The sequence below is a fragment of the Streptomyces sp. NPDC020884 genome (genome assembly GCF_044333935.1).
Taxonomy (GTDB): Bacteria; Actinomycetota; Actinomycetes; order Streptomycetales; family Streptomycetaceae; genus Streptomyces.
Window position 1 is genome coordinate 261,943 of the sequence record NZ_JBIRRY010000001.1, and the last position, 16,708, is coordinate 278,650.

Sequence of the window (16,708 nt, forward strand, 5' to 3'; positions counted from 1 at the left end):
GTGGTGCGGTACGTCGGCCGGGGCTCGCTACAGCGCGGACCCCGGGCGCCATCGCATGCCGTTCACCTGGCCAGGTTCGTCGCCGATCACATACCGCACCCGCCGGCCGTGCACGCGCCGGGCGGGGGCGCGGCAGCCGCGGGGGCGGCAGCCACGCGCCAGCGGGGCGTGCGGGTCCCGGGCCGGAGCCCCGGCGGGGCTGGGCCGGGTGCGGGGCGCGGGACGTCCGGTCATGGTCGCTGCGTCCCCGGGTCAGCCGCGGCCGTGGCGGAGCGCCGGGTGGGCGCCCGCGGCGACGAGGTCGGCGACGGCGGCGCGCGGGTCGCGGCCGGTGACCAGGGACTCGCCGACCAGGACGGCGTCGGCGCCGGCGTTGGCGTACGCGATCAGGTCGTGCGGGCCCCGGACGCCGGACTCGGCGACCTTGACGATGTGGTCGGGGATCTCGGGGGCGACCCGCTCGAAGGTGGAGCGGTCGACCTTGAGGTCCTTCAGGTTACGCGCGTTGACACCGATGATCTTGGCTCCGGCGTCCACGGCTCGCTCCGCCTCCTCCTCGTCGTGCGCCTCGACGATCGGGGTGAGCCCGATCGACTCGGCGCGCTCGATCAGCGAGACCAGGGCCTCCTGGTCGAGGGCGGCGACGATCAGCAGGGCGAGGTCGGCGCCGTAGGCGCGGGCCTCCCACAGCTGGTACGAGGTGACGATGAAGTCCTTGCGCAGGATCGGGGTGTCGACCTTGGCGCGGACGGCCTCCAGGTCCGCGAGCGAGCCGCCGAAGCGGCGCTCCTCGGTGAGGACCGAGATGACGGACGCGCCGCCCGCCTCGTAGTCCGCGGCGAGCGCGGCCGGGTCGGCGATGGCGGCAAGGGCCCCCTTGGAGGGGGACGAGCGCTTGACCTCGCAGATGACGGTCACGCCCTCGCCACGCAGGGCGGCGACTCCGTCCTTGGCCTGGGGAGCGCGGGCTGCGCGCTCCTTCAGCTCGTCGAGGCTGACGCGCGCCTGCCGCTCCGCGAGGTCGGCGCGAACGCCGTCGATGATCTCGTCGAGCACACTCACGCGAGCGGCCCCCTTCCGGAACGGTTGACAGTGAACAGGATCAGCCATACCGATGGTATCCGCAGGATGCCCCGGGGCCCGCATCCGGCCACGCCGCGTCCCACTTCCTGGTCATTCGGGGGACCCGGCCTTCCTGGCCGCGCGGGGCACCGGGCTGGTCGTTCAGGGGGCGAGCGCCGAGCCGAAGGGCAGGTTCCGGACCACGGTGAAGATCAGCAGGACGGCCCCCACCCCCCACCACCGGGCGGGTGCCAGAGCGATCCGCAGGGGCTGTCCACGCCAGGCCCTGACCAGCCAGAGGACCCAGACGGCGGCGAAGAGGAAGTAGCCGGCGGTGGCGACCGCGTTGGCGGAGAACGCCGCGCCGAGATCTCCGTGGATGAAGGCGTGGGCGCTGCGCAGTCCCCCGCAGCCGGGGCAGAAGACCCCGGTCAGCTTGAGCAGCGGGCAGACGGGGTAGTGGCCGGACTCGTTCGGGTCGACGGTGCCGACGTATGCGAAGGCGCCCGCGACGGCGCCGAGAATGCCGACCGGCGTGGCCAGCCGGCCCATCGGGCCCGGCGGGCGGCCTGCCCAGCCCGTGGGGCGGCCCACCCGGCCTGTCGGGCGGCCTACCCAGCCCGTCCGGCGTTTGAGGACGGAACCGTGGCCGTGGGGGCCGGGTGCCTGCGAGGGTCCCTCGCCCGAGGGCCCTGTGCGCTCCGGGCCCACCCCGGCGAGGGTTCCGTCCTCAAACGCCGGACGGGCTGGAAGGGCGGGGGGTCCGTCCTCAAGCGGTGGACGGGCTGAAGAGGCGGGGGGTCCGTCCTCAAGGGGTGGGCGGGCTGGAAAGGCGGGGGGTCCGTCCTCGAACGCCGGGCGGGCTGAAGAGGCGGGGGGTCCGTCCTCGAACGCCGAGCGGGCTGAAGAGGCGGGGGGTTCGGGCTCGAGGGGTGGGGGGGCCAGGTCCGGGGTCGGGCAGACCGTTAGTGGCAGGTTCCAGGGGCCGACGCCGGGCGGCGCGGCTTCCGGGGGGGTCGGGTCGGGGCCCGGCCGAGGGGCGGATTCGGGGTCCGGCGGCGGGGCTGCGGCGGGGGTAGGCGAGGCGTCCACCCGCCGATTGTCCCCCGGCGATGCGAAAAGGCGCAGCCCCGGTGGGGCTGCGCCTGTCTGCGTGTCGGCCGCCGGGACGGTCCGGCGTCCGGGTCAGTGGGAGATCTGCGCCTGTCCGGCCCGCGCCCTGGCGTCGGCCATCTCGGCCGACTCCTTCGGCATGCCGAGGCCGGCGACCTTCATGGCGAGGCCCACGAGACCGCCGGCGAAGATGACGGCGATGCCGGCCCAGAAGCCGAGCGGGTTGGCCGCGACCATGAAGACGCCGGCGACGCAGAAACCGATGAACGCGATGATGACACCGGTCCAGGCGGCCGGGGTGTGTCCGTGGCTGTTGCCCGCCATGAGCTGCTCCTCGTGGTGTTGCGCTGTGGGTGACGCTGCAGATGTGGCCGCCGCCCGGGGACGGCTCGGGTCCATTGTCCCGTACGGGGCTGCGGGAGGTGAGCGTGGGGTCACGCCTCGCGCGTCGGGTCCTCGCCGCGGTCCAGGGCCTTCCAGAGGTCCTCGGGCCGGTCCGGGTCGGGGGCGGTGCGGGGCGCCTTGCCGGGGCGGGGGGTGCCGTCGCGCTCGTACTTTCCGGACATGGCGGGCCAGCGGCTGCCGTAGCGCAGCGCGAGGAGTCCGGCCAGCAGGATCAGCAGGCCGCCGGCGGCCGTGACGTAGGGCCAGGCGGTGTGGCTGAGGGCGTGGATGGTGGCCGCCGCGTCGCCGGTGGTCCTGGCGGCCTCCTCGTCGAGGGCCGTGCTGTCGGACCCGCCGGCCCAGGCGCTGAGCATGGCTCCCAGACCGCTGAGGGCGAGGAGGGCGGCGACGATCCGGCGGCCGGCGCCGCGTACGGCGAAGACCGCGACGAGGGCGGCGAGGCCGACGACGGCCAGGGCGGCCGGGACACCGGTGACGGCCTGGCCGTCGACGGTCAGCGGGAGGGCCCCGCCGCCGGTGGCCGCGTCGCCCTCGGCCCAGGTCTGCCCGGAGGCGAGGAGGACGACGGTGGCGCCGACCGCGCCGAGCAGCAGACCCGCCGCGAGACTGCGACGGCTCCCTGCGGAGTCGGGCGCGGAGTCGGGCACGGCGCCGGGCGCGGAGTCGGCGGTTCGGGCACGGGGCTGGGGTACGGGGACAGCACTCACGCCCTCCACTATCCCCTACCGGTTCAGCGGTCGTGGAGCCGGTTGGCCGTATGGACGGCGCGGAGCACCGCCGCCGCCTTGTTGCGGCACTCGGTGTCCTCCGCGACCGGGTCGGAGTCGGCGACGACCCCGGCTCCGGCCTGGACGTACGCGGTGCCGTCGCGGAGCAGGGCCGTGCGGATGGCGATGGCCGTGTCGGAGTCCCCGGCGAAGTCGAGGTAGCCGACGCAGCCCCCGTACAGTCCGCGGCGGCTCGGCTCCAGCTCCTCGATGATCTGCATGGCGCGGGGCTTGGGGGCGCCGGAGAGGGTGCCCGCGGGGAAGCAGGCGGTCAGCACGTCGAAGGCGGTGCGGTCGTCGGTGACCCGGCCGGTGACGGTGGAGACGATGTGCATCACATGGGAGTAGCGCTCGATCGACATGAAGTCGACGACCTCGACGCTGCCGGGTTCGCAGACCCGGCCCAGGTCGTTGCGGCCGAGGTCGACGAGCATGAGGTGTTCGGCGCGCTCCTTGGGGTCGGCGAGGAGCTCATCGGCGAGCGCCTGGTCCTCCTGCGGGGTGGCGCCGCGGTGCCGGGTCCCGGCGATCGGGTGGACCATGGCCCGGCCGTCCTCGACCTTGACCAGGGCCTCGGGACTGGAGCCGACGACGTCGAACCCGTCGAAGCGGAGCAGGTACATGTACGGGGAGGGGTTGGTGGCCCGCAGCACCCGGTAGACGTCCAGGGCGCTCGCCGTGCACGGCGTCTCGAACCGCTGGGAGGGGACGACCTGGAAGGCCTCGCCCGCCCGGATCCGCTCCTTGATGTCCACGACGGCGTCCCGGTAGTCCGCGCCGCCCCACAGTGCGGTGTACGGGGGCAGCTCGGACGGAGGAAGGGCGGCCGGGGCGTTCTCGACCGGGCGGCGCAGGTCGCGCTCCATCGCGTCGAGGCGGGCGACGGCATCCGCGTGGGCCTCGTCGACGCCGGTGGAGAGGTCGTTGTGGTTGATCGCGTTGGCGATCAGCAGGACGGTGCCGTTCTGGTGGTCGAGGACGGCGAGGTCCGAGGTGAGGAGCATGGTCAGCTCGGGCAGCTTCAGGTCGTCGCCGCCGTGATCGCCGATCTTCTCGAGGCGGCGTACGACGTCGTAGCCGAGGTAGCCGACCATGCCGCCGGTGAACGGCGGCAGACCCGCGTCGCCGACCAGGTCGCGCGGGGTGTGCAGGGTCTCGACGGTGGCCCGCAGCGCGTCCAGCGGGTCGCCGCCCGCCGGGACGCCGACGGGCGGGGTGCCGAGCCAGTGGGCCTCGCCGTCGCGGACGGTGAGGGTGGCGTCGCTGCGGACGCCGATGAACGAGTAGCGCGACCAGGTCCGGCCGTTCTCGGCGGACTCCAGCAGGAAGGTGCCGGGGCGCTCGGCCGCGAGCTTGCGGTACAGGCCGACCGGGGTGTCGCCGTCCGCGAGGAGGCGGCGGCTGACGGGGACGACGCGCCGGTCGACGGCCAGCTTGCGGAAGGTGTCGAGGTCCATGGCCGGTGACCTTACTGGGAGATCGGGAGGGCGTCGGCGTCGAAGCAGGTGCGGTCGCCCGTGTGACAGGCGGCGCCGGTCTGGTCGACCTTGACGAGGACGGTGTCGGCGTCGCAGTCCAGGGCCACGGACTTCACGTGCTGGACGTGCCCGGAGGTGTCGCCCTTGACCCAGTACTCCTGGCGGCTGCGCGACCAGTAGGTGCAGCGGCCCGTGGTGAGGGTGCGGTGCAGCGCCTCGTCGTCCATCCAGCCGAGCATCAGCACCTCGCCGGTGTCGTACTGCTGGGCGATGGCCGGGACCAGGCCGTCCGCGCCGCGCTTGAGGCGGGCGGCGATGGCGGGGTCGAGGCTGCTGGCGGGCGGCGGGGCGCCGGGCGTGCTGGTCATGGGCCCATTGTGCCGTGACGGCGGGGTCGTTCCGGGCTGCCGTCCACTGGGCGGACCCGGGGTGGCGGTCGTACGCTGGCGAGCATGTCGACCCATGCGAAGCGTGAACGTCTTCTGCTCGCCGATCTGTTGGAAGCGGCCGGTCCCGAGGCCCTGACCCTGTGCGACGACTGGAAGACCCGCGATCTGGCCGCCCATGTGGTGGTCCGCGAACGCCGGGCGGACGCGGCGGGCGGGCTGCTGGTGAGCGCGCTGAAGGCCCGGCTGGAGCGGGTGCAGGCGGAGTTCGCGGCGAAGCCGTACGAGGAACTGATCCAGCTGATCCGCACCGGTCCGCCGAGGTTCTCCCCGATGTCCCTCAAGCAGATCGACGAGGCGGCGAACACCGTCGAGTTCTTCGTGCACGCGGAGGATGTGCGCCGGGCCCAGCCCGACTGGTCGCGCCGCGAGCTGGACCCGGTCTTCTCCGATGTGCTCTGGTCGCGCACGGAGCGGACGGCCCGGCTGCTGGGCCGCAGGTCCCCGGTGGGCCTGGTGCTGCGCCGCCCGGACGGCCAGACGGCGGTGGCCCACAAGGGGACCCCGGTGGTGACGGTGACCGGGGAGCCCGCCGAGCTGCTGCTGTACGCGTTCGGCCGGCAGGACGCGGCGGACGTCGAGGTGGAGGGCGACCAGGCGGCGGTGGAGCGGCTGAGGGCGGCGGAGCTCGGGATGTAGGGCCCGGGGCGGGCCGGCATTCAGGGCCCGCGGACCCGGGCCCGGCCTGCGTGGTCTGCGGACCCGGGCCCGGCGGCCTCGGGGACGGCCCGCGTGGTCTGCGGACCCTGGCCCCGGACCCGGTCCCCCGGCGGACGGCGAACCCCGGCCCCGGCGGTCGGCGGACGCGGGCCTCGACTGGAGCGGCCCGGTCAGCCGGGCAGTTCGGCGCGGCGCAGCGCGGTGATCGTCAGGCCTATCGCGCCGCCGGCCGCGCACACGGCCGCGCTGCCCGCGAAGACCGGCCCGGTGCCCCAGAGGGCGACGGCGGCCCCGGTGGCGGGGTAGCTCAGCGGGGCGATGGCGTAGGTGAAGAACGTCGATACGGACGTGACCCGGCCCAGGTACGCGGGGTCGGCGGCGGTCTGGATGAGGGCTCCGCACAGCGCACCGGCCAGGCCGGCCGTGAGGCCGACGAACCCGGCGATCGCGGCGGCGAGGGCCACCGAGGGGGTCTGCGCCAGGCCGGCGATGCCCGTCGCGCCGACGAGCACCATCAGGCACATCACCAGCCCGGCGCGCGGCACCCGGCCCCGGACGGCGAGGAGGAGGGCGGACCCGGCCGCCCCTCCGGCGAATCCGGCGACGATCCAGCCCATGCCGGCCGCACCCCAGCCGCGCTGCTCGGAGAGCAGGATCAGGCCGAGGTTGAGCGGTCCGACGAAGCCGAGCTCGCTGAGGGCGATGACGAGCATGAGCGGTCCGAGCAGGGGGTGGCGGCGGATGTACCGGAGCCCGCCGACGAGGTCGTGCCAGGCGGTCGGCGTCTTCGCGGGGGCCGCCGGAGCCCGACCGGTTCCGTTCGGCGCCTCTCCGGTGGCCGCTGGAGCCTTGCCGGTTCCGTTCAGCGTCTCTCCGGTGGCCGCCGGAGCCTTGCCGGTTCCGTTCGGTATCTCTCCGGTGGCCGCCGGAGAGATACCGGTCTCGGCCGATGTCCCGCCGGGCGTCGCCGGCTCGGGCAGCGGTCCGATCCGCAGGCGCAGGAGCAGTGGCAGGGAGAGGGCGAAGAGCACCCCGGCGGCGGCGAAGGCGAGCGAGGGGCCGCCGACCGCCACGGCGACCCCGCCCATCGGCGCGCCGACGATCGAGGCGCCGCGCGCGGCCAGTCCGCGCAGTCCCTGGATCCGAGCGAGTTGGCCCGGAGGGCTGATCCGGGGCGGCAGCGCTCCGACGGCGGGCAGGAACAGGGCGTCGACCGCGCCGAAGAACAGGGCGACGACCACCAGGACGCCCACGGTGGGTGCGGTGAGGACCAGGGTGGCGGCGAGCGAGAGGACCAGGAGCGCGCGGGCGGCGTCGCTGCCGATGACGACGCGGCGGGGCCCGAGCCGGTCGGCGAGCACTCCCCCGCCGAGCATCAGGAGCGCCCGGGGCAGGGAGCCGGCCGCGAGGACCAGGCCGGTACCGGAGGCGCTGCCGGTGCGGGCGGCGGCCCAGGCGAGGGCCATGAAGTAGATGCTGTCGCCGATCATCGACGCGGTGTACGCGCCGAGCCAGCGCAGGACGTTCGGGTCCCGGTGCGCGGGGCGTTCGGGGGCTTCCACGGCGGTGACGGTCACGCGTGCGTCCTTCCGGGAGGGGCGGCGGGCCGGGGGCGGAGGTCTGCCGGACACGTCTCAGGGGCGGAAGGGGAATCCGTAGGTGTGCAGGGCGACGCTCTCCCGGCCCTGGGTGTCGCCCGCCTCCTCGCGGGCGCGGCCCGCTTCCTCGTAGCGGTCGATCAGCGCGCCCATCTCCCGGCCGAGTGCGGCCAGTTCCTCCGCGGTGAGCCGGAGGAGGTTCTCCGCGCTCCAGGAGGCGCTGCGCCATTGCGTGTCCCAGGTGTGCCGTGTGTCCTGGTGGGCCCGGTAGAGCTCGACGTGCTGGTCGAAGGACATCCGGCCGGCGGCGGCGTAGACGGCCGCCCTGTCCGGTGCGTCGTCGAAGTCCTCGTCGCTGAAGGTCAGCCCTCGCGAGGACGGCTGCCACCAGCGTTCCCGGCCGTCGGCGCCCTGGCCCTCGGCGGGTTCGATCAGGCCGTGGTCGGCGAGTTTGCGCAGGTGGTAGCTGACGAGGGAGACCGCCTCGTCGACCTGGTCGGCGAGCTGGGAGGCGGTGGCGGTGCGCTTGATGTGCAGGGCCCGGTAGAGCTTCAGGCGCAGGGGGTGGCCGATCGCCTTGAGGGTGTCGAGGTCGGAGACGCGGCGTCGTTCTTCACTGGGCATGACACGACCGTAGATGCACAGGAAAAGTTGCGCAAGAATAATTGCGCAATATTTGTTGCGGGGTTTTTCAGGCGCCCAGCAACCTTCGCGCCGCCAGGGCCAGGGACACCTCGACCGCATCCCGGGGGCGGGTGAGGCAGCGGCCGGTGAGCTGTTCGAAGCGGCGGAGGCGGTTGAGGACGGTGTTGCGGTGGCAGTAGAGCCGCGCGCCCGCCCGCTGCGCCGAGCCGTCCGCGTCCAGCCAGGCCGTGAGGGTCTCCACGATGACGTCGCGGTCTGCGGGGTCCAGCCGGTCCAGCGCGCCCAGCACCCGGTCGGCGAGCGCCCCGGCGAGGGCCGGGGAGGACACGACCAGGGCGTCCGGGAGGTGCTCGTCGAGCAGGACGGCGCCCCCGGGCGCGGGGCAGGCGCGCAGCGCGGTCTCCGCGAGCCGGCGGGCGTCGCCGAGGGCGGCCAGCCCTTCGACGGCGGAGCCGATCCCGGCCCGGACGCCGGGCGGAACGTCCAGCGCGGCGGCCAGCTCGCCCAGTTCGCCGGGCGGACCCGCCAGCGGCAGGATCGCGAACTCGGCCTCCGGGCCCGGGTGCCAGAGCACCGCCGCCCCCGGGAACGCGGCGGGCAGCGCCAGCGGCGGGCGGGCGGCGGACTGCGGCCCGCGCGGGGCGGCGGCCACCGCGAGCACCGCGTACCGGCCCTGCTCCGGCAGCCCCAGCATCGCGGCCGCCTCGGCGAGGTCCGCGATCCGGGCGGTCCCGTCCAGCAGGGCGGCGACCATCAACCGCTGCCGGTTCTCGCGCCGCCAGGACAGCCGCCGCTCGGCCTGCCGGTAGGCGTCCGCGACGATCCCGCAGTGCTCGTCGACGAAGTTCCACACGTCGGCGGCGACATGGACGAGCAGCCGTACGTCGTCGGGGTCGCGCCGGGCGGTCGCGTCCACCAGGTCCTGCCAGACCATCGCCCCGCCCATCCGGAAGGCGTGCAGGACCGCGTCGAGCGGTACGCCCTGCTCGGCCCGGATCTCGCCGATCCAGCGGGAGGTGCGGTGGGCGGACTCGCGGAACTCCCGGGGCTGGATCAGGGAGCCCACGTTGTGCCGCAGCGAGTGGTGGACCTCCTGCCAGACCTCGGCCCGGTCGGAGTCGATCGCCGCCCGGTAGCCGGGCTCCTGGGCGTACAGGGCCTCGACGAGCCGGTCGGTGAGGGCCGGCAGTGACGCCACGAGGACCCGGGCGGCCCGGTGCAGCGCCTCGACGGCCTCGCGATCGGCCAGGGAACGCAGGCGCTGCGGCAACGGCGCCGCGGAGGGCGCGCCGTGCAGCTCCCCGATCCGCGAACGTACGACCTGTGGCATGGCGGCCTCCACCGGGAATCGGCCCACCGCGCGAGCGGCGGGCCGCTCGCACCCGGCCCGGCAGGGCGCGAGCGCGGCGACAGGATCCTGACGCCCGCAGAATGACATACCGCCCAGTCGGTACCTAGAGGTCTGCGCGGAACTCGTCATCACGGTCTCGCAACCTCCCGGCGTTCACCCCCTCAGGAGCCGCCCCCGGGAGCACCCCCGGAGCCGCCGCCGGGAGCCGCCCCTAGGAGCCCAGCAGCCGGGCCAGTTCGGTGCGGGAGCGGATGCCCAGGGCGGCGAAGACGTTGCGGAGGTGGTGGTCGACCGTGCGCGGGCTCAGCGACAGCCGCAGCGCCACCTCGCGATTGGTGGCCCCCTCGGCGACGCAGCGGGCGATGCGCTGCTGCTGGGGAGTGAGCGCCGCCAGCGGTGCGCCCGCCGTCTCCCGCCGGGCCTCGACCGGCTCCCCCGCCGCCCGCAGTTCCCCGGCCGCCCGCTCCGCCCAGGCGCGGGCCGAGCAGCACTGGAAGGCGACCAGGGCGTCGCGCAGCGGGCCGCGGGCTTCGCGGGTACGCCGACGGCGGCGCAGCCACTGGCCGTACAGCAGCTGGGTACGGGCCCGCTCGAAGTCGCCGCCCGCCCGTTCGTGGTGGGCCAGGGCCTCCGCGTAGCGGGCGTCGGCCTCCTCGGCCGGGGCCAGCAGGGCCCGGCAGCGGGCCAGTTGGGCGGGGGCCTGCGGGTCGGCGGTCCGGGCGGCCCATGACGCGAACTCGTCGACAGCGGCGTGGAGTTCGCGGGTCTCCCCGGGCAGCCGGCCGCCCAGGACGGCGGCTTCGACCCAGCAGGGCACGGCGAGCATCCGGGCGGCGAAGTGGCCCCGGCCGGGGCCGGTCCCGACCAGCGGGGCCAGCCGGGCGGCCGCCTCCCCGGGCCGCCCGGAGGCCAGGTCCGCGCGGGCGCGTGCCCAGGTGGCGAGGGTGACGGCCTGGGCCAGTCCGTGCGGCCCCGCCCCGGCCAGCGCGGCGTCGCCGTGCGCGGCGCACGCCTCGGCGGGCCCCTCCACGGAGGCCGCGAGGGCGAGCACGGCGTGCAGATGGGCGGAGCCGTTGGGCTGTCCCGTCCGGCGGGCGGCGTGCAGCCCCTCCAGGGCGTGGGCCCGCGCACCGGCGTGCCGCCCGGCCCGCAGTTCGGCGTAGGCGAGGTGTTCGAGGGCCTGCGGCAGCAGCGCGTCGGGCCCCCGGGTCCGTACGGCGGCGAGCGCGCGGGCGCCCGCGCGGCGGGCGGCGGCGACTTCCCCGAGCACCAGGGCCGCGACCCCGGACCGGAGCAGCGCGGCCGGGGCGCCGGGGTCCCCGGCGGGGTCGAGGCAGTGGCGGAGGAGGGCGTGGCCCTCGGCGGTGCGACCTTCGAGTACGGCGCACATGCCGGCCCGGTAGTGCTCCAGGTCCTCGTCCGGCGCGGTGCGGGCGAGGCGGTTCATGGCGTCGAGGTAGCCGGGCGCGTCCCCGGCCGCCCAGGCTGCCTCGGCCGCGCCGAGTAAGGCGTCGAGGGCCCGGCGGGGGTCGTGCGGGCCGAGCAGCGCGGCCGCGGCGAGCAGCGCTTCGTGGGCGTCGGCCGCGGGCCCGGAGCGCAGGGCGAGCATGCCGTGGACGTAGGGGGCGAGGCCCCGCGCGGGCTCGCCGGCCGGCCCCGCGGCGACGGCCGTACGGGGTCCGGTGCGGGCCAGCAGCGCTCGGGCCAGGGACGGGTCGCCCGCCAGCCCCGCCTGTTCGGCCGCCGCGGCGAACCGGGCCGCCCGCAGCACCGGTTCGGTGGAGAGCAGGGCGGCGCGGGCCAGGGCGGCGGAGCGTTCGGCGTGCGGGAAGGGAGCGACGGCGGCCTCCTCGATCCGGGCGGCCAGCCCGGCGTCCGGCCCGGGTGCGGCACAGGCCCACTGGACGAGGGCGGCGAGCGGGACGGACGGGGACGCGGCACCCCGGACGCCCGGAGAAGCCGGGGAGGGCCCGCCCGGGGGGACCGCCGTGACCGGGCCCCCCGCAGAGGCCGCGGGACCTCCCCCCGCAGCCCCCCTGTCACCCGCCCCCGTCGCGGTCCCCGTCCCCGTAGCGGAAGGCCCAGGGGCCCCGCCCGAAGCCAGCTCGGCACCCCGGCCCCCCGCAGAAGACACAGGACCTCCCCCCGCAGCCCCCCTGTCACCCGCCCCGGTCCCCGTACTCGTACCGGCCCCCGTCCCCGTCCCAGTCCCAGTCCCCGTCCCCGTCCCCGTCCCCGTCCCCGTCCCCGTCCCCGTCCCCGTCCCCGTCCCCGTCCCCGTCCCCGTCAGCAGGGTGGCGAGCAGTTCGTGGGCCGCGCGGCGCTGGGCCCAGGGGGCGTGGTGGAGTACGGCGCGGGCGACGAGGCGGTGGGTGAAGTGCACCCGGCTGCCCGCCCGTTGGAGGAGACCATCGGTGGCGGTGACGCCGAACAGGGCCCGGTCCAGGAAGGCCCGGGGCAGTCCGCTGCGGGTGCTCGCGCGGAGCAGGAGCAGGGCGTCCGCCCCGGCGCCGTCCGGCTCGTGCTCCTGGGCCGCGGCGGCGAGCAGGAGCAGGGCGCGGGTCCGGTCGGGGAGGCCGTCGAGGCGGTCCGCGTGGGCGGCCAGCACCGCTTCGCCGCCGGGCAGGGGCCAGGGCAGCGGGGTGCGGCCCGCGAGCTGGTCCGGGGTGAGGCGGCCGGTGAGTCCGGCGAGCAGACGGGGGTTTCCGACCGCCTCGCGGAGGAGTTCGGCGCGCACCACCGGATCGAGGCCCCCCGGGCCGGGGGTCAACCGGTCCAGGAGCGCCGAGGCCGCGTCCTCGTCCAGGGGGGCGAGGTGGAGCGTGGGCAGTCCGGCGAAGGCGGCGCCGTCGGCGGCCGAGAGGAGGAAGGCGGTCCGGCTGCCCGCGCCCGCCCCCCGGGCCACGAAGGCGAGGACGGTCCGGGACGCCGGGTCCCAGGCGTGCGCGTCGTCGGCGCAGACCAGCAGGGGCCGCCCGGCGCCGAGTTCCCGCAGCCGGGCGGCCAGTGCGTCGGGGCTGATGGCGGCGGGCGGGGAAACGGGCGGAGAGGCCGGCGGGCGGCCGGTGCGGGCGGGGACCGATCCGAGCTGGGTCCGGGCAGGGACCGATCCGAGCTGGGTCCGGGCAGGGACCGATCCGAGCAGGGCGTGGAGCCCGCTGTAGGGCACGGAGCGCATCGCGGGGACGGCCGTGGCGTACAGCACCGGGCCCCGGTCGCGGTGCGCGTCGGCCGCCTCGCGCAGCAGCGCCGTACGGCCGAGACCAGGCGCCGCGGCCAGCACGAGCGCACCTCCGTCGCCCCGCCTCAGTCGCTCCAACAGGCTTTTCAGGGTGGCGAGTTCATCGCTCCGGCCGTACAGCCGGAGCGGACTGCGCACGGTCGTCGATGAGGTCACACCGGCACGGTACGTTCGCGTCGGCGCGGGTGAAAGCGCCGCGTCCGGGTTCCGCACGGGGAGGGCGCGGTGCGGTGCGCGCTCCCAGCCGGAGCCCTGCCGCGCTGTGCCGGAGCACAGCGCGGCAGGGCCCGGAGCGCAGGGATCAGCCGGTGTGCGGGCAGTTGCCCCGGTACTCCGCGATGGTCAGGCTCGGCTGCGGGAGCGGGCAGAGGAACTGCTCGTAGCGGGTGTCGTTGTCGATGAATCGCTTCAGCCAGGAAATGCTGTACTTCGCGATCGTCGTGTTGGAGGTGTTCGGCGTGAAGTGCGAGGCGCCGCGCAGCTCCAGGTACGCCTTGTCCAGGGAGCCGGGCAGCGACTGGTAGAAGGGCTCGGAGTGCGTGGCGACGGGGGCGACCGTGTCACCGTCCGCACCCACCACGAGGGTCGGCGTGCGCAGTTCGGGCCAGGTCTTGTCGGTGTTCCAGCCGGTCAGCGGGATCGCCGCCTTCAACGAGGTGCGGCTCTTGGCGGCCTCCAGGCTGCCGCCGCCGCCCATCGAGTGGCCCATCACGCCGAGCCGGGAGGCGTCGACCCGGGTCCGCGCCGAGCTGCGCTGGGTCAGGTAGTCCAGCGCGGCGAGGAGTTGGCGGCCCCGGCTGTCGGGCTGGTCGAGCGTGGTGATGGTGTCGATGGTGAACACGACGAAGCCCTGGGAGGCCAGGCGCGGTCCGAGCCAGGCGATGGAGGACTCGTAGGCGGTGAATCCGGGCGAGATGACGACCGCGCCGAACGTGCCGTCGGCGGTGGAGGTCGGGTAGTGGATCGTGCCGCCGCCGAACCCGCTCACGGCGAGCGAGGAGACGGAGGTCTGCGAGGTGGCGTAGGAGCCGCGGCTCGCCTCGATGGAGGCGTTCGTGGGGGCCGGGCCGCGCTCGTACGGGTTGTCGGCGGCCTGGGCGCCCGGGACCAGGGCGGTCATCAGGAGGCCGGCGGTGGCCGCGGCGGCGGTCAGCAGACCCGCGAGCGTACGGGGGCGGCTCGGACGCGGGGGGATGGTGCCGGAGGGGAGGTGCTGCTGCACGGGGGGATCCTCTCGGTGGTGGCAGAACCGCACCACGCGGGGACCTTCGACCCGTCGTCCGGGGCCTCGGGATGCGCCGCGTGGCTCGGCCGGCGTCGTTCGCCGGCGTTCGCCACTCTCACGGTGCGTCCCGGGGGCACGCATCGGCGGTATCACCGGCCTTGGCGGACCGGTGATACCGCCGGGACTCAGCGGACCGGGTGTCCCGCTTCCCGGAGGGCGCCCTTGACCTCGGAGATCCGCAGGTCGCCGAAGTGGAAGACGGACGCGGCGAGCACCGCGTCGGCCCCCGCCTCGATCGCCGGGGCGAAGTCCGCGAGCCGGCCCGCGCCGCCGGAGGCGATGACGGGGACGGTGACGTGCTTGCGGACCGCCTCGATCATCTCCGTGTCGTAGCCGTCCTTCGTGCCGTCGGCGTCCATCGAGTTGAGCAGGATCTCGCCCGCGCCCAGCTCGGCGGCGCGGTGGGCCCACTCGACGGCGTCGATGCCGGTGCCCTTGCGGCCGCCGTGCGTGGTGACCTCGAAGGTGCCGTCCGGGGTGCGGCGGGCGTCGACGGAGAGCACCAGGACCTGGCGTCCGAAGCGCTCGGCGATCTCGCGGACGAGGTCGGGGCGGGCGATGGCGGCGGTGTTGACGCCGACCTTGTCGGCCCCGGCGCGCAGCAGCTTGTCGACGTCGTCGGGGGTGCGGACGCCACCGCCGACGGTGAGCGGGATGAAGACCTGCTCGGCGGTGCGGCGGACCACGTCGTACGTCGTCTCGCGGTCGCCGCTGGAGGCGGTGATGTCGAGGAAGGTCAGCTCGTCGGCGCCTTCGGCGTCGTACAGCTTGGCCATCTCGACGGGGTCGCCCGCGTCGCGCAGGTTCTGGAAGTTGACGCCCTTGACGACCCGGCCCTTGTCGACGTCCAGGCAGGGGATGACGCGTACGGCGAGGCTCACTGCGCGCCTCCCCGGTAGGCCTCGACCTCGACCTCGACGACCAGGCTCGGGTCCACGAAACCGGACACGATGACCATGGAGGCGACGGGGCGTACGGCGTCGAACAGCTCCTTGTGGGCGCGGCCGATGTCCTCCACGTCCCGGGCGTGCGTGAGGTACATCCGGGTGCGGACGACGTCCTCGCGGGTGAGGCCCACCTGCTCCAGCGCCGCGAACGCGACGTCGAAGGAGGTGATCGCCTGCTCGTACGGGGAGCCCGCGGAGATCTGGCCGTTGACCACGGAGGTGCAGCCGGCCACCAGGACGAGCCCGTTGGGGAGCTCGACCGCGCGGGAGTAGCCGAACTTCTCCTCCCAGGGGGCGCCGGTGGAGATCCGGCGTACTGAAGAAGGGGCAGCGTCCGTCATGCGGCGACCGCCTTGAGCGCCTCTTCCAGCGTGAACGCCTTCGCGTACAGCGCCTTGCCGACGATCGCGCCCTCGACGCCTTCGGGGACGAGGAGGGAGATCGCGCGCAGGTCGTCGAGGGAGGAGACCCCGCCGGAGGCGACGACCGGGCGGTCGGTGGCGGCGCAGACGTCCCGCAGCAGGCCCAGGTTCGGGCCCTGGAGGGTGCCGTCCTTGGCGATGTCGGTGACGACGTAGCGGGCGCAGCCCTCGGCGTCGAGGCGGGCGAGGGTCTCGTAGAGGTCGCCCCCGTCGCGGGTCCAGCCGCGGCCGCGCAGGGTGGTGCCGCGGACGTCGAGGCCGACGGCGATCTTGTCGCCGTGCTCGGCGATGACCTTGGCGACCCACTCCGGGGTCTCCAGGGCGGCGGTGCCGAGGTTGACGCGGCGGCAGCCGGTGGCGAGGGCGGCGGCGAGCGAGGCGTCGTCGCGGATGCCGCCGGACAGCTCGACCTTGATGTCCATGGCCCCGGCGACCTCGGCGATCAGGGCGCGGTTGTCGCCGGTGCCGAAGGCGGCGTCCAGGTCGACGAGGTGCAACCACTCGGCGCCGGCCCGCTGCCAGGCGAGGGCCGCTTCCAGCGGGGAGCCGTAGGAGGTCTCGGAGCCGGACTCGCCGTGCACGAGGCGGACGGCCTGGCCGTCGCGGACGTCGACGGCGGGGAGCAGTTCAAGCTTCGGCATTACAGCGTCTCGATCCAGTTGGTCAGCAGCTGGGCGCCGGCATCGCCGGACTTCTCGGGGTGGAACTGCGTGGCCCACAGGGCGCCGTTCTCCACGGCGGCCACGAACCGTTCGCCGTGCGTGGCCCAGGTGATCCTGGGGGCACGGATCTTGGCGTTGGTCACTTCGAGGGACCAGTCGTGCGCCGCGTAGGAGTGCACGAAGTAGTACCGGGCGTCGGCGTCCAGGCCGGCGAAGAGCCGGGAGTCCTCGGGGGCCTCGACGGTGTTCCACCCCATGTGCGGGACGATGTCGGCCTTCAGGGGTCCGACCGTACCGGGCCATTCGTCCAGGCCCTGGGTCTCCACGCCGTGCTCGATGCCCCGCTCGAACAGGATCTGCATCCCGACGCAGATGCCCATGACGGGACGGCCGCCGGAGAGCCTGCGGCCGATGATCCAGTCGCCGCGGGCCCGCTTGAGCCCGTCCATGCAGGCGGAGAACGCGCCGACGCCGGGGACGAGCAGCCCGTCGGCGTTCATGGCGCGGTCGTAGTCGCGGGTGATCTCGACGTCCGCGCCGACGTGGGCGAGGGCCCGCTCGGCGGAACGGACGTTGCCGAAGCCGTAGTCGAAGACCACGACCTTCTTCGTGTCAGTCACAGCGTG

At 75.2% G+C, this 16,708-nt stretch carries 17 protein-coding genes; 1 reads left to right on the plus strand and 16 read right to left on the minus strand.

The genetic code is table 11. From position 1 onward, the window contains the following. Window positions 1-27: 27 nt before the first annotated feature. From trpM to hisI, 7 genes are all read right to left on the minus strand, one after another. Window positions 28-234, minus strand: a complete 207-nt coding sequence (gene trpM / locus ACH4UK_RS01200) for a tryptophan biosynthesis modulator TrpM (protein WP_398354004.1) — start codon at window positions 232-234, stop codon at window positions 28-30. A gap of 18 nt (window positions 235-252) precedes the next feature. Beyond that, window positions 253-1,062 (minus strand): indole-3-glycerol phosphate synthase TrpC, encoded by an 810-nt coding sequence (trpC, locus tag ACH4UK_RS01205; RefSeq protein ID WP_030805722.1) that lies wholly within the window; start codon window positions 1,060-1,062, stop codon window positions 253-255. Between the two features lie 162 nt (window positions 1,063-1,224). Continuing rightward, entirely contained in the window at window positions 1,225-1,614 is a 390-nt protein-coding gene (locus ACH4UK_RS01210) for a DUF2752 domain-containing protein (protein ID WP_398354908.1), read from the minus strand. Between the two features lie 633 nt (window positions 1,615-2,247). Beyond that, window positions 2,248-2,499 carry an HGxxPAAW family protein gene (locus tag ACH4UK_RS01215; RefSeq protein ID WP_398354005.1) on the minus strand — a complete coding sequence of 84 codons (252 nt, stop codon included), beginning with the start codon at window positions 2,497-2,499 and terminating at the stop codon, window positions 2,248-2,250. A 110-nt stretch (window positions 2,500-2,609) separates the two neighbouring features. Beyond that, window positions 2,610-3,296: a TIGR02234 family membrane protein gene (locus tag ACH4UK_RS01220; RefSeq protein ID WP_398354006.1), complete on the minus strand. Its 687-nt coding sequence runs from the start codon at window positions 3,294-3,296 to the stop codon at window positions 2,610-2,612. A gap of 14 nt (window positions 3,297-3,310) precedes the next feature. Next, window positions 3,311-4,804: an anthranilate synthase component I gene (locus ACH4UK_RS01225; protein ID WP_398354007.1), complete on the minus strand. Its 1,494-nt coding sequence runs from the start codon at window positions 4,802-4,804 to the stop codon at window positions 3,311-3,313. Window positions 4,805-4,815: 11 nt separating this feature from the next. Then, entirely contained in the window at window positions 4,816-5,193 is a 378-nt protein-coding gene (gene hisI / locus ACH4UK_RS01230) for a phosphoribosyl-AMP cyclohydrolase (protein ID WP_398354008.1), read from the minus strand. Window positions 5,194-5,277: 84 nt separating this feature from the next. Here hisI and ACH4UK_RS01235 point away from each other — a divergent pair, with 84 nt between their 5' ends. Further along, complete coding sequence (locus ACH4UK_RS01235) at window positions 5,278-5,910, plus strand: TIGR03085 family metal-binding protein (protein ID WP_398354009.1); 633 nt, start codon at window positions 5,278-5,280, stop codon at window positions 5,908-5,910. 191 nt (window positions 5,911-6,101) lie between these two features. On the opposite strand, the gene ACH4UK_RS01240 is transcribed toward ACH4UK_RS01235, so the two are convergent. The 9 genes from ACH4UK_RS01240 to hisH form a co-directional block, all read right to left on the minus strand. Beyond that, window positions 6,102-7,508 (minus strand): MFS transporter, encoded by a 1,407-nt coding sequence (locus ACH4UK_RS01240; protein WP_398354010.1) that lies wholly within the window; start codon window positions 7,506-7,508, stop codon window positions 6,102-6,104. Window positions 7,509-7,565: 57 nt separating this feature from the next. Continuing rightward, on the minus strand, window positions 7,566-8,153 hold the full coding sequence (locus ACH4UK_RS01245) for an ArsR/SmtB family transcription factor (protein ID WP_398354011.1): 588 nt from the start codon (window positions 8,151-8,153) through the stop codon (window positions 7,566-7,568). A gap of 67 nt (window positions 8,154-8,220) precedes the next feature. Next, complete coding sequence (locus ACH4UK_RS01250) at window positions 8,221-9,504, minus strand: PucR family transcriptional regulator (RefSeq protein ID WP_398354012.1); 1,284 nt, start codon at window positions 9,502-9,504, stop codon at window positions 8,221-8,223. Between the two features lie 232 nt (window positions 9,505-9,736). Further along, complete coding sequence (locus tag ACH4UK_RS01255; protein ID WP_398354013.1) at window positions 9,737-12,922, minus strand: AAA family ATPase; 3,186 nt, start codon at window positions 12,920-12,922, stop codon at window positions 9,737-9,739. Between the two features lie 145 nt (window positions 12,923-13,067). Then, entirely contained in the window at window positions 13,068-13,988 is a 921-nt protein-coding gene (locus ACH4UK_RS01260; RefSeq protein ID WP_398354014.1) for an alpha/beta hydrolase, read from the minus strand. Window positions 13,989-14,176: 188 nt separating this feature from the next. After that, window positions 14,177-14,932, minus strand: a complete 756-nt coding sequence (gene hisF, locus ACH4UK_RS01265; protein WP_398354015.1) for an imidazole glycerol phosphate synthase subunit HisF — start codon at window positions 14,930-14,932, stop codon at window positions 14,177-14,179. After that, the gene (locus ACH4UK_RS01270) at window positions 14,929-15,339 is read right to left on the minus strand and encodes a RidA family protein (RefSeq protein WP_398354016.1); all 411 of its coding nucleotides are present in this window, start codon (window positions 15,337-15,339) and stop codon (window positions 14,929-14,931) included. Before ACH4UK_RS01270 ends, hisF begins: the two co-directional genes overlap by 4 nt. Then, window positions 15,336-16,061 carry a bifunctional 1-(5-phosphoribosyl)-5-((5-phosphoribosylamino)methylideneamino)imidazole-4-carboxamide isomerase/phosphoribosylanthranilate isomerase PriA gene (gene priA / locus ACH4UK_RS01275; protein WP_274029554.1) on the minus strand — a complete coding sequence of 242 codons (726 nt, stop codon included), beginning with the start codon at window positions 16,059-16,061 and terminating at the stop codon, window positions 15,336-15,338. Before priA ends, ACH4UK_RS01270 begins: the two co-directional genes overlap by 4 nt. After that, complete coding sequence (hisH, locus tag ACH4UK_RS01280) at window positions 16,061-16,702, minus strand: imidazole glycerol phosphate synthase subunit HisH (protein ID WP_398354017.1); 642 nt, start codon at window positions 16,700-16,702, stop codon at window positions 16,061-16,063. Before hisH ends, priA begins: the two co-directional genes overlap by 1 nt. Window positions 16,703-16,708: the final 6 nt, after the last annotated feature.

Coding starts and splice junctions, on each gene's coding strand:
- trpM (WP_398354004.1), bottom strand. CDS start 234: ATGACCGGACGTCCCGCGCCCCGCACCCGGCCCAGCCCCGCCGGGGCT.
- ACH4UK_RS01210 (WP_398354908.1), bottom strand. CDS start 1,614: ATGGGCCGGCTGGCCACGCCGGTCGGCATTCTCGGCGCCGTCGCGGGC.
- ACH4UK_RS01215 (WP_398354005.1), bottom strand. CDS start 2,499: ATGGCGGGCAACAGCCACGGACACACCCCGGCCGCCTGGACCGGTGTC.
- ACH4UK_RS01225 (WP_398354007.1), bottom strand. CDS start 4,804: ATGGACCTCGACACCTTCCGCAAGCTGGCCGTCGACCGGCGCGTCGTC.
- hisI (WP_398354008.1), bottom strand. CDS start 5,193: ATGACCAGCACGCCCGGCGCCCCGCCGCCCGCCAGCAGCCTCGACCCC.
- ACH4UK_RS01235 (WP_398354009.1), top strand. CDS start 5,278: ATGTCGACCCATGCGAAGCGTGAACGTCTTCTGCTCGCCGATCTGTTG.
- ACH4UK_RS01245 (WP_398354011.1), bottom strand. CDS start 8,153: ATGCCCAGTGAAGAACGACGCCGCGTCTCCGACCTCGACACCCTCAAG.
- ACH4UK_RS01250 (WP_398354012.1), bottom strand. CDS start 9,504: ATGCCACAGGTCGTACGTTCGCGGATCGGGGAGCTGCACGGCGCGCCC.
- ACH4UK_RS01270 (WP_398354016.1), bottom strand. CDS start 15,339: ATGACGGACGCTGCCCCTTCTTCAGTACGCCGGATCTCCACCGGCGCC.
- priA (WP_274029554.1), bottom strand. CDS start 16,061: ATGCCGAAGCTTGAACTGCTCCCCGCCGTCGACGTCCGCGACGGCCAG.